Source organism: Legionella septentrionalis, from assembly GCF_003989745.1.
Classification (GTDB): domain Bacteria; phylum Pseudomonadota; class Gammaproteobacteria; order Legionellales; family Legionellaceae; genus Legionella_A; species Legionella_A septentrionalis.
On sequence record NZ_RZGS01000007.1, the window covers coordinates 21,442 to 33,416 of the forward strand.

The window sequence follows — 11,975 nt, forward strand, 5'->3', positions numbered from 1 at the left end:
TTGTCCATAGGCTAAGAGATAGGAAAAACGCAATGAACAGCAAAATCCTAATAGTCGATGATGATACAGAGTTAACTACGCTATTAACACACTACCTTGAGCCGGAAGGATTCATCACGACCTGTGTGCATGATGGTGAATCCGGCATTAAAAAAGCACTGAATCAGCCTTACGATGCCATTATTTTAGATGTCATGTTGCCTAAACTGAATGGTTTTGAAGTCTTGCGGACGATTCGCGAACATATAGAAACGCCGGTATTAATGCTGACCGCGCGCGGAGATGATATTGACCGTATCGTTGGGCTTGAAATAGGCGCAGATGATTATTTGTCAAAGCCTTGTAACCCGCGTGAGTTAATAGCAAGGTTGCGTGCTATTTTACGAAGGACCCAAAAAGCTCCGGCCAACAGGCCTATTATTGAGCATGGAAATATCATGGTGGATTGTGCGAAAAGGCAGGTTACCATTGGCGGTAATTTACTGGAATTAACCAACGCTGAATTTAATATTTTGGAAATGCTTATAAAATCCCCAGGGCAAGCTTATTCCAAGGAAGAGTTAACGGAGTATGCCTTAGGGCGAAAATACACCGCCTATGACCGCAGTATTGATGTACATATCAGTAATTTGCGAAATAAACTCGGTCATAATCCGCAAGGGGAAGACTGGGTAAAAACCGTGCGTGGATTCGGTTATTTGTTTAACACCTGACATAATTCCTTTCCCCCAAGAATTGCTCAAATTATTTTCAAATTAATCAATTGCTTGATTTGGCATTTGAATTTACTAAAATCAAGCAAAAAATCCTTCAGGGGGCATCATTTGGAGAAACAGGTAGCATTACTGGATAAATTAAGCGGTTTCTTTTTTCTAAGCGGCCTTCTTATTTCCAAATTGGGTTTCATGACATCCAGATTTAAAACCGCACCCTTCGTCATCTTGAGTTTGGTTCTTAATTTAATTTCATTGACGGCTTATTTAATTGGTTATATAGCCTGGTTTTTAGCAGCCCTTTTTTATCCCGACCATCCCAAAAAACAGGATTCTTGGTATGGTTTTGCTCAATTTAAAGAACAATACCAAGGCGCAGCTTTTCTCGGTGCTGTAGCCACGGTAATTTGTATAGCTTTCCCCACCATCCTGATATTGGCATCTTGGCTTTACACTGCCAGCAATGTGATGTGGCTTATCACTGAATATCATAAATATCAAAATCCGGTTCATGAAAAAAATTCCAGTTATTCAAGCGAAAAACAAGCAACTTATTTGCGTTATGCTGTGTTAACGACTTGTAGCAGCGTCATCACCACCCTGATTGCTACTATAGGATTTTTGTTTCCACAAATTACTTTTTTAACGCTCCTTATCTCGGTCTTTTTAGGCAATTTACTTACTTTACCGGCACTCTATTTTTGGGGGCAATATTCTTTCTTGGACTTTAAGCCTGATGAGGGAATCAACCAAAGTTACACAACCTTATGCGAAAACTTGTTATTAAAAGAAGTACAACATACAGCTCGCCTTCCTGTCATTTCTGAGGAGGAAATCACTTGCCCGCTTAATCTGACGCCAGAATCTTCCCATGCGGAAGTTTTAGATGAAGAGGCTTCTTTAATCAGCCCTCGTACTTGTTTGTAAAAGACAATGTTAGTATAGTTTCCTCCCTCACAAGGAATCCTTATGAATGACATCATTAAAGCCATGATCAAAGCTGCATCACATGCATTGCAACATGCCTATGCGCCATACTCTAAATTTGCAGTGGGCAGCAGTTTGCAAAGCGAAGACGGCAGTATTTTCACCGGGGTAAATGTGGAAAACGGTTCTTATGGGCTCACGGTATGCGCTGAGACATCTGCCATATGTCAAATGATTGCGGCCGGGCAGAGAAAAATCAAGAATATGGTCATTCTGGCTAAGAATAATAAATTATGTCCACCGTGCGGAGCTTGCCGCCAGCGAATTTATGAATTCTGCGAACCTGAAACCCGTGTTTATTTATGTGATCAACAAACGGTCTTGAAAGCTCTGACCGTAAATGAATTATTACCTTTGGCATTTAGCTTAAATCCTCCTGATCGGAAAAAATTATGACGAGCAAAAATGTAACTCACGCCCATTTAGCGGCAGAACAAATTAGAAAGCTTGCCCCCGAATTCAAGCCAACTATTGGCATCGTACTGGGTTCAGGCCTTGGCAGCTTAGTTGAACAATTAGAAAACCCGGTTTATATAAGTTATGAACAACTTCCAGGCTTTCCTAAGGTAACCGTACAAGGACATGGAGGAAATTTGGTATTGGGTTATCTAGGAGGTATAGGGGTCGTTTGCCTGCAAGGAAGAGCCCATACCTATGAAGGCACAGGTTATGAGGCTGTAAAAACTTATGTGCGCACATTAAAATTGCTGGGATGTACTTATTTTCTCGCCACCAATGCCTCTGGCTCCCTGCGTGAAGACGTGGGACCTGGCGAATTAATGTTAATTACCGATCACATCAATTTGCAACCCAGTAACCCTTTGGTAGGCCCCAATGAGGATGAATTTGGCCCCCGCTTTTACCCGTTGGACAATGCTTACGATGCTGATTTTCGGGAAAAGCTGTTGCGGTTGGCGCATAAAGAAAATATTTCGTTACATCAAGGCATATATCTTTCGGTATTAGGACCCAATTATGAAACTGCTGCGGAAATACGTGCTTTTCGTATTTTAGGAGCAGATGCAGTGGGCATGTCAACAGTCCCGGAAGTATTGGTGGCGAATCACTGCGGGATGAAAGTAGCTGTCATTGCTACCATCACCAATTACGCCACAGGCCTTGCCAATACCAGCCACAGCCATGAAGCAGTAGTCTTAATGGCTTCGCAAGCTGCGGAAAAATTAAATATATTGCTCAAGCGTTTAATTAAAGATTTGGCATGAAGCTGGAACAAGAATTAACCCAGTATTTAGAGAAAATACTTAAAAATCCGATGCGCTCCATATCGGCGCGCGAGATCATTTCTGTGCTTGATCTCACTCTGCTCGAAGAAAAAGCACAACCGCACGCCATAGAAAATCTGGCGCAAATTGCAGTAACACATGAGGTTGCTGCAATTTGTGTTTTACCGCAACACTTGCACCATATCCCCGCGACAACGGGAATTACACGTGCAACAGTAGCTAATTTCCCTGCAGGCGATGAAGTGCAAGAAGATGTGTTAAAGACCATTATACAAAGCATTAAGCTTCATGCCGATGAAATTGATTATGTCTTCCCTTACCAAAATTATTTGCATGGTAATCAAAAGCTTGCGCTACAAGCCGTCAAAGAAAATTATGAATTGTGTAAGCGCCATCAAGTCATTTTCAAGGTCATTCTGGAAACCGGAGCTTTTCCGTCCATGGCCCTGATTTATGAAGCTTGTTTAGATATCCTCGCCCAAGGTTGCGATTTTTTAAAAACGTCTACTGGAAAAACCGCACAAGGCGCTACTTTGTCGGCAGCATTTACCATTCTTTCTGCAATTAAGGAAAGTGGAAAACCATGCGGCATCAAGCTTTCCGGTGGGGTAAAAACCAAAGAACAAGCGCTGCAGTATGCAGCTTTGGCAGAATTCATGATCGGTTTGCCTGTAAATAAAACGTGGTTTCGTCTAGGGGCAAGCCGGCTACTGGATGAATTGCTTGCTGCACCTACAAGCAGCTAGCAGCCCGATTATTGCCGTTATCTCGCACTAAATAATTCCTGCCTAAATAATGGCCGCCCACATTCACTGGACAAATAGAGTGTTCTGCATTCTTCATGCGGATTTTAGCCAATATTCTGCCTTGTTGATTTAAGCCCACAAGGCAGAATAAAGGGTAATTACTCTACACGAAAGTTAAACTACATCCCCGCTGTTGGGTTTGCCTGGGATTGCGGTCTGCTTGGAGATTGAGTCGGAGTTGCAAAAAAACTGTATGGGGACAGAGGAACAGGGCTAAAGATAGGCTGAGCACTTGGCTCTACAAAATCCGATGCGCTGCTGCTCGATGCATTGGCTGAGCTACTTAAGGCAAATTGTTCTTTATTTTGCAAACCCATAGGCACTTGCCGAGCTTTATCCTCATTCATCAATCCGGAATTGGAAGAACTGCTGGCTTGAGCTGGAACATGCTCCTCTCTAAGAGCCGAAACACTTGCTCTAGGCTGCCAATTAATAAATTTAATCGGCCCTTTTCTAGTCTTTAACGAACTAAGCTTATACGCATCGACCTGCGATGTTCCCCAACCTTTCTCCTGCATTTCCTCATTTGAAAGCGGCTCTATTTCTTTCTCTGCAACCTTTTTTCCCAGTGTCCTTGCTTCATGCAACAAACGTTGCTCCGCAGATGAATAAAACCGATAGGCTTTTTCATAAGCATCAGCGTACACCTGACCTCCTCTTTGCAAGAGTTGCTCACGGTTACGCATCGGCTTGTATGGTGGATTTAATGCGGCATAGCGTCCGGCATCATGACCTCTTTTACGCTTGCGCCCCTCATCGCTATCATTTCTTTTTTTCCTCTGCACAGGTTCTATTCTGGCAGATTCGAAAGAATGTTCTGTTACATCACTTCCTCCCCCTGCACTTTGCACTGCAAGTGGTGGATTCCTGTCCTGTTGATCCCGTTCCATATTCTTAAGAATTTCATCACATAAACTGGGAGGTAGCCAAGCTTTTCTTTTTTTCCCAACCTTGCCACTCCTCTTTGCAGATGCATTTTCTACCTCATCATCGGAAATTTCAATTACCTCTGCTTCATCATCGGAAATTTCTATGCTTTCATTGGTAACAGTAGTGGTTGCAAGTATTGGCAAACTTACTGGTGCGGCTTGCGGCATGGACAAGGCAGGTGTTGAACAAGTAAATATCCGTTGCTGAGAGGGCATCGGTGCAGGCTGTGCTAAAAACGGAGTGTAATAAAAATTCTGAACAGGTTCCTGGTAAAATGGCCCTAATATTTCTTTTGCATCCGGTTTGGGTACAGGCTTCTCCCATTCCGCCAGAACCAGGGAAGAGATTCCTTGTGGAAAGTAATTACTCAATGGTGTTATTGATTGCGGGTCAAATTGCCCTTCATATCCTGAATTGGTTCTTCGTCTTTTAGAGTTATTATACATACGAATTGGCTAAATAATTAATTGAGTGAGCGATTATACTCCATTTGCAACAAAATAATACAGCAAAATATGAGCTTGGTGGCTTTTTTTTGATCTCATGCAGTTAAGTGATTGTATTTTTTGTATTTTCAAAATTTTAACTGAATAAATGGTTGTTGTTGCCGCAAAGATATGACCCAACTTGCAAACACTCCCTGTACTTCGCTTCAAATTCAAGCTTTACCTTGTATAGGATTACAAGGTAAAGCCAGACAACAACACCTCATTATTCTAGGCAAATATTAGAATTTAACCCTGCTGCATCATCATCCAGCGATATCAGGCTACTTTCAAACTGGGCGGGCAACCTTACAAAAAAACTGTATGGGGACACAGAACCAGGTCTAAAGTCAGGCTGGGGACTTTGCTTTACAAAATCAGATGTCGTACTGTCTGATCTACCTGGAGCAGAACCCTGTAAATTCTTTGATAGTGGGTCAATTTCTTGCAGCGTTCGTTTTGCCAACAACGGAGGTTTTTCGCTGATGGGACGTATCCCTAAATAACCCGCATAGGCATCTGCGTATGCTTTTCCTTGTTCTTGCAAAAGTACTTCATAGTTAACTGGCGTTGAATTCTTTAGCCTATCGGCACGTGCGCGTTTTTTACCTCTTTGAGCCTGTACTTGATCATAGCCCGCCTGATATGCATCTGCATATTCCTGGCCTTTTTGCATTAGCATAGCTCTGGGAAGTGGGGGGATCTTTTTTACCGCATAATGTATTCCGGCTTTTCTTGCTTCATCGGAATCGATTTGCATGAAATTTTGATTTTTTGCAGCTTGCGCTAATGAATAGGCTTGTTCATAGGCATCAGCATACCCTTGGCCTTTGCCCATTAATTGGGCTCTGGGAAGTTTGGGAAGTTCTTTTATGGCATGAAGCGTTCCATCATTCTCCCCTTCTACTCTTAGTGATTGAGTATGTTTTTCTTGATTAATTTGCGAGATATTTTTCAAAGCTCTCTCAGCAATACTGTTGGCTCTCCACACTCTGTTTAGCCAATTATGGTTTGCCTTTGTGGTGGCATTTTTTATCTCATCGGCAATTGCAATATCGTATTCTTCATTGTCAAAGACGTTTATGCCCCCATTCAAAATGAATGCAGGTTCCGGCAAGGAAGCTGCTGCAGAAGCTTCCGAGAATGGGGTGGACGGTGAATAATCCAACGCCCCACCTGTTATCAGCGGTTGCTGCACTGATGATGTAGCAGCAGGGTAAAAAGGCGCCTGGTATAAAGGTCCCAATATCTCTGCAGCATTTAATTCAGCAGCAGGTTTCTGCCATTCAGATGCTAAAACAGATAAAAACCCAGCCGAAAAATATGAATCTAGTGGTGGTGTAGAAAAACTGCCTTGATACCCTGCATCAATTCTTCGTTTCTTATTAGGATTATACATAGGATTATTGGTGAAATAATTGCTTGAGTGGGCAATTCTACAGCAGATGACAGAAAAAAACACAGCAACAAATGATCTTTTTGGATATAGTTTACGCGAATGGTATGATGATTATCATATAACCTTTTGATTAATTATTATTTTCTAATTAAAATATACTTTTTAATAATAGAATTAATTTTCGAGATTAGCATAGAAAGAAACAGTTAGCCTGTACCCTTTAAATATGAGCAGCAATCCCTCTGGAAGTACATTAATATAGTTGTCAGCGTATTTGATTACTGCTCGTCAATGGGCGATTATTCCTAGCCACATGATGAGACCATACCAATTGTTACAAGAAAATGCTTTGAAACAGGCTTTTTCAATACGGCTGTTTACCAGTTGCTGCTGGTAAAGTAAAACCAGTGCAGCCAATCCCCACCCTGCATAAAACAATGAAGAAAGATGCATGAAATAAGCCAGAACAAGCCATGAGGAATGAAATGAAATCTGTAAAAATAAGATGGCCATGCGATCATAATCTGCAAAAAAAATTGCCGTGGATTTAACCCCAATACGCAAATCATCCGCTCTGTCAACCATGGCATACATGGTGTCATACGCTATTATCCAGGCAAAATTAATTGCTAAAAGAAGGACGAACCGGTAATCGAACAAGGCATGCGAAGCAGAGAAAGCCATGGGGATCCCCATGGAAAAGGCAAGCCCTAAGACCAATTGCGGCGCTTGTAAAAAACGCTTGCAAAATGGGTATAACACCGTGATGACCACAGCAAACAAAGCATAATAAAAGCAGGCAGCCGGCAACTGCATGACAATAAGCAAAGCTGCAAAAAGCAGAATTAATAACAAAATTAAAGCTTCTGCTAGATTAACTTCACCGCAAGTCAAAGGTCTTTCTTTAGTCCGTTTCACGTGCTTGTCGATATTCCTATCGGCGATGTCATTAACCACACATCCTGCCGCCCTCATAAACACCGTACCTAACAGGAAATAGGCAATGAGTTGTACGGGTGGATTATTGTTATTGGCAATCCATAAAGCCCATGCTGTCGGAAACCAAAGCAATAAAATACCCACGGGTTTATGAAAACGCATTAATCTGAAATAACTACCTAAGCGCATGTTTTTACTCAAGATATTGATTTAAGCCTGGCAATAAAATTTCCAGCAGATAAAAAGGAAAATGATCGCATACTATAAATTCCGCAAGCCTTCCCCACAAAGCCGGCGCGCCGTGATGCAAGGCTGCGTCCAGCCAATGATACTCAATGACTTTGGGGGTGATTGGATAATAAACTAAAGAAATCCGCTCAATGTTATTTGCCCCAAAAATCAATTGCCCTAATGATTCATTTTGCAAACGCTTGAATAAGGCCGCGTTATGTTGATAAGTCTTTTCGGGGAGGATGGTGCGACCGTACCAGCAAGCTTCCTCCCCAACTTTCATTACAATCTCGCGGTGTAAAACCCGGCCGCTATTTAAATGCAGTATGTAATTATCCCACCAACCACGCCAACCCCATTGCTGCATTAAAACTTGCAGGCGGACCCCTGAAGTTATGGCTTTTAATTTTTCCGTTAAGGATTGCCGGTGCGTAAGCCAAGGTAAAAGTTTTGCAGGCGGTTCAACAGCTGAGGATGGAAATCCGAAAGGCGTGATTAACATGCGTTATTCGTGAAACAAAGTTTGCCTAGATGATAACTAATTACAAGCAGCAGTAGCAACACTTAAACGCCCACTCGTCGCGATACTGATAACACGTGCATTATTCCCTGTGCATCCGCTTGCCCTAAGCGTTAACGACGTGGATCCCGTGGTTAAAAATCCAGTACTATCAAAACTGATGATGCGGGCAGATGTAGAAATTTGCGTGCCACCTGGCAAGGCTTCGGCAACTTTTACTAAATCATTACTGGATTCAATGGCATTATTATTATCTGCATCTATGAAAACAATCCATCCCTGTGACCATTGAGCATTGCTACCGCAAGCACTAAATGCCGCATTGGCAGCAGGACATACCGACACCCGCACACCCCTTTTGACTGCTTCCATGCGGGCCAAGCCAAGACTTGCTGATAATTTATTGGCTACACTAACTACTTTATTGTTTTGAATTAGACCATAGTAACCAGGAACGGCGAGCGCTATGAAAATGGCAGCCATGGCCAAAACAGTAAGAAACTCAACCAAAGTAAATGCTTTTTGCGGAATATTACTTAAACCCGCTTGGCCAAGTTCTATCATAACGTAAGACTCTTGCATCTCATCTTTAAAGTATAGAGTATTAGGAAATTAACGTTCTACGGACACGGCCCAAACGGTTAACAATTAACTTGTACTGCTGTGTTTTATTTTTTATTAAAAAATAGCCATTCATTGCGCTTTCACAAAGGTTATCTGCAAAAATCAGGTAATGTTTTGCATAAAAACCATGCCAGGTTATTTGTAGATCAGAAGCACGCCAGCGCCATTCATGAAAAATTTTGCTATCAGGTTGGTAAGTATGCTTGGCATTGTCAGTGAATAAAATCATGCCTTTTGCCCAATCATTTGCAGCAGGCAGAGGAGTTAAAGCCAGAGGTTGATTTTGTATTAAAGATTGACTTCGGGCAAAGCGCAGGATGGTTTCAATTTCCCCAAGCCTTGTTTCCATATGGTTTCTCTCATAACTTGCCTGCAGGGAAGGTAAGGCAAGCAAAAATCCTGTTGCCATAATGACAAGTGCCATCAGCAATTCTATCCAGGTAAAGCCACCATAAATTATTGGCTTGCGATTAGATGGTTGCGCTAACTCCATGTATGTCCTTACAAAACAATTTTCTTCCTTAATGAAGGTTTATAGCATTATTGCTCTAATAATTGTTTGATCCGCAATAAATCCTGGTAAGCTTTTCCTTTGTCTATTGGTCTTCGCAACAAATATGCAGGGTGGTAACTGACAATAAACGGTTTGCCTTCATATGAATGAAGCGTGTTGCGCATCTTATTTAGGGGCCGGGCTTCATTTAGTAAGAATTGACCGGCAAAACGTCCTACAGCCATGATAAGTTTAGGGTTTACCAATTGGATTTGTTGCGTTAAATGACTAGAACAGGCGGCAATTTCTTCAATTTTCGGATCGCGGTTATCCGGCGGGCGGCATTTAAGCACGTTGGCAATATAAACATCATTTTCTGTTAAACCAATGCTGTTTAGCATCTTGTTTAATAAAATACCGGCTTTACCTACAAAGGGCAGCCCCTGTTTATCCTCAAAGAAACCAGGTGCCTCTCCGACAATCATTAATTGAGCTTGTGGATTGCCGCGGGCAAAAACTGTTTGAGTACGTGTTTGATGTAATACACAACGTTTGCACGCAGAAACTTCTTTTGCAAGCGAAGACAGCGAGCAAGATGAAGTCATAGGGAGTTGTTGGCGCGATTCCCAAACTTCAATGCCCATGGCTTGCAGATAATAGGGATGCAGAGGCTTATCCATGACTATACGTACAAGTTAGCAGCAGCTCATCGATTACCTTCCGAGGGTTCGGTGCACGCGTAACGGGGCGGCCTATTACTAAATAATCACTGCCCAATTGCCAAGCATTTTCCGGTGTGACAATTCGAGTTTGATCATCTTTTGCATGGGATGGTAAGCGGATCCCTGGTGTGACCGTTAAAAATTTATGGCCGCAATTTTTTTTGATTGTCGGAACTTCAAGGGCCGAAGAAACTACCCCATCCAGACCTGCTTTTTGAGCCAGCAATGCAAGCTTTTGCACATGCTCCTGAAGAGGTGCAGTCAAACCGGTCTGCGCGGCCTCATTTTCGCTCATGCTGGTCAGCAAGGTAACTGCTATGAGTAATGGCCGACTATCATATGCATGCAAAGCCTCCCGCGCTGCCTGCAACATAGCCAAACCGCCTGCAGCGTGAACATTTGTCATCCAAACGCCTAATTCAGCTGCAGCCTTGCACGCATGCGCCACTGTGTTTGGAATATCGTGAAATTTTAAATCAAGAAAGACTTTAAATTTCTTGGCAACCAAAGCCTTAATCAACTCAGGTCCAAATAAAGTAAACATTTCATTGCCTACTTTAAGAGCACATTCATTGGGGTTTAATTGGTCAACAAGTTTAAAGGCCTCGTGCAGATTATCAAAATCAAGAGCAATGATGAGTTTTACCGACATTTTCTACCACAATTGATTACTTTTCGGACGTGGAAGTACTAATCACCTTCCAAACCATGAATAGGTTTCATTCTACCCCATTGCTTGCAACTGGGACAATGCCAGTGCAACAGCTTGCCTGAGAAACCACACTGGCCGCAACGATAAACCGGTTTATTATCTAAAAATTTACTGGTGATATCGTATAGCATTTGCAATTTTTCGCGTACTTTGCCATTTGCAGATTCCAAATGCCAGCAAATCAGGCGGTTTAATCCACGAATGGAGGGATGTCGGCTTAATTGTGAAGAGACAAAATCGATGGCAAAATCTATATTTTTCTCCTGCCGTAAATATTCGCCAATTACAAAAATTACGGAAGCACGGGGATGTTCAGATAAAGTTTGCTCGAAGTAATCAATGCATTCTTCCATAACATCCAATTCTTTATGAGCATGCACCAAGGGCTCAATAATTTCCGTAAGAAATTCAGGATCTTGTTCCGGAACCCGTTTTAATGCACGAATGGCTTGTCTATAACGGTTATTTTTGATTTCCAAATCAGCTTGCATGAGGCTGGCACGCACAGATTGTTTATCGATGGCAAGCGCTTGTTTAATTGCATAATAAGCTTTATCGTACGTTTTTTCCTTGATGGCTTGATTGGCCATTTCACAATAATAATGCGCCGCCTGCGCATGCATGCTGGTACCCGTTGAATCCTCAATCTTGCGGGTGATTTCCAAAGCTTTTTCCCAAGCTTTTTCTTGCTGATAAATTGCCAGTAAACCGTGCAAGCTGCTAACTTCACGATTTCCACCCAGATCAACGACTTCAGTAAAAATACGCTCGGCTCGATCAAACACACCCGCACTCATATAATCTTGGCCAAGAGCCATGAGCGCTTCTTTACGCTGTAACATGCTTAACTGGGGTCTTGCGATTAAATTTTGGTGAATGCGGATGGCACGATCTACTTCACCGCGCCTGCGGAATAAACTGCCCAATGCAAGATGAGTTTCCACTGTATCGCTATCAACTTCTAACAATTTTATGAATACATCCACCGCTTTATCAGGTTGTTCATTTAATAAATAATTCAATCCCACAACGTATTCATGAGATAAATGATTATCAGTTCGTCTTCCTCTGGTAGTGTAATTGCGTTTAGCAACCCACCAACCTGACCATGCAGCGGCAGGTAATAATAGTGGCCATAAATTAATCATCAAAGATCCCCCATGAAACTTT

14 protein-coding genes are annotated in these 11,975 nt (G+C 42.2%); 5 read left to right on the forward strand and 9 right to left on the reverse strand.

Going from position 1 to position 11,975, the window contains the following annotated elements; translation table 11 throughout:
- The first annotated feature begins 32 nt into the window (after positions 1 to 32).
- The 5 genes from cpxR (at position 33) to deoC (ending at position 3,690) form a co-directional block, all read left to right on the forward strand.
- Positions 33 to 713: a two-component system response regulator CpxR gene (gene cpxR, locus ELY11_RS03905; RefSeq protein WP_126953523.1), complete on the forward strand. Its 681-nt coding sequence runs from the start codon at positions 33 to 35 to the stop codon at positions 711 to 713.
- 111 nt (positions 714 to 824) lie between these two features.
- Positions 825 to 1,640 carry a hypothetical protein gene (locus ELY11_RS03910; RefSeq protein ID WP_127032565.1) on the forward strand — a complete coding sequence of 272 codons (816 nt, stop codon included), beginning with the start codon at positions 825 to 827 and terminating at the stop codon, positions 1,638 to 1,640.
- Positions 1,641 to 1,682: 42 nt separating this feature from the next.
- Positions 1,683 to 2,096 carry a cytidine deaminase gene (gene cdd / locus ELY11_RS03915; protein ID WP_126953521.1) on the forward strand — a complete coding sequence of 138 codons (414 nt, stop codon included), beginning with the start codon at positions 1,683 to 1,685 and terminating at the stop codon, positions 2,094 to 2,096.
- Positions 2,093 to 2,923, forward strand: coding sequence for a purine-nucleoside phosphorylase (locus tag ELY11_RS03920; RefSeq protein WP_126953520.1), 831 nt, complete (start codon positions 2,093 to 2,095; stop codon positions 2,921 to 2,923). Before cdd ends, ELY11_RS03920 begins: the two co-directional genes overlap by 4 nt.
- A complete protein-coding gene (deoC, locus tag ELY11_RS03925) occupies positions 2,920 to 3,690 on the forward strand; it encodes a deoxyribose-phosphate aldolase (protein WP_233579628.1) in 771 nt (256 codons plus the stop codon). The genes ELY11_RS03920 and deoC overlap by 4 nt, the downstream gene beginning before the upstream one ends.
- Before the next feature lie 179 nt (positions 3,691 to 3,869).
- On the opposite strand, the gene ELY11_RS03930 is transcribed toward deoC, so the two are convergent.
- From ELY11_RS03930 to lapB, 9 genes are all read right to left on the reverse strand, one after another.
- Complete coding sequence (locus ELY11_RS03930; RefSeq protein WP_126953519.1) at positions 3,870 to 5,126, reverse strand: hypothetical protein; 1,257 nt, start codon at positions 5,124 to 5,126, stop codon at positions 3,870 to 3,872.
- Between the two features lie 265 nt (positions 5,127 to 5,391).
- Positions 5,392 to 6,564 (reverse strand): hypothetical protein, encoded by a 1,173-nt coding sequence (locus ELY11_RS03935; RefSeq protein ID WP_126953518.1) that lies wholly within the window; start codon positions 6,562 to 6,564, stop codon positions 5,392 to 5,394.
- Between the two features lie 288 nt (positions 6,565 to 6,852).
- Positions 6,853 to 7,692: a 4-hydroxybenzoate octaprenyltransferase gene (ubiA, locus tag ELY11_RS03940; RefSeq protein ID WP_126953517.1), complete on the reverse strand. Its 840-nt coding sequence runs from the start codon at positions 7,690 to 7,692 to the stop codon at positions 6,853 to 6,855.
- A gap of 4 nt (positions 7,693 to 7,696) precedes the next feature.
- Complete coding sequence (locus tag ELY11_RS03945) at positions 7,697 to 8,236, reverse strand: chorismate--pyruvate lyase family protein (RefSeq protein WP_126953516.1); 540 nt, start codon at positions 8,234 to 8,236, stop codon at positions 7,697 to 7,699.
- A gap of 36 nt (positions 8,237 to 8,272) precedes the next feature.
- The gene (locus ELY11_RS03950; RefSeq protein ID WP_126953515.1) at positions 8,273 to 8,836 is read right to left on the reverse strand and encodes a GspH/FimT family pseudopilin; all 564 of its coding nucleotides are present in this window, start codon (positions 8,834 to 8,836) and stop codon (positions 8,273 to 8,275) included.
- A 22-nt stretch (positions 8,837 to 8,858) separates the two neighbouring features.
- The gene (locus ELY11_RS03955; RefSeq protein ID WP_126953514.1) at positions 8,859 to 9,371 is read right to left on the reverse strand and encodes a GspH/FimT family pseudopilin; all 513 of its coding nucleotides are present in this window, start codon (positions 9,369 to 9,371) and stop codon (positions 8,859 to 8,861) included.
- 47 nt (positions 9,372 to 9,418) lie between these two features.
- Positions 9,419 to 10,051 (reverse strand): uracil-DNA glycosylase, encoded by a 633-nt coding sequence (locus ELY11_RS03960; protein ID WP_126953513.1) that lies wholly within the window; start codon positions 10,049 to 10,051, stop codon positions 9,419 to 9,421.
- Entirely contained in the window at positions 10,044 to 10,745 is a 702-nt protein-coding gene (gene pyrF / locus ELY11_RS03965) for an orotidine-5'-phosphate decarboxylase (protein ID WP_127032566.1), read from the reverse strand. The genes ELY11_RS03960 and pyrF overlap by 8 nt, the downstream gene beginning before the upstream one ends.
- A 38-nt stretch (positions 10,746 to 10,783) precedes the next feature.
- Entirely contained in the window at positions 10,784 to 11,953 is a 1,170-nt protein-coding gene (lapB, locus tag ELY11_RS03970; protein WP_126953511.1) for a lipopolysaccharide assembly protein LapB, read from the reverse strand.
- Positions 11,954 to 11,975: the final 22 nt, after the last annotated feature.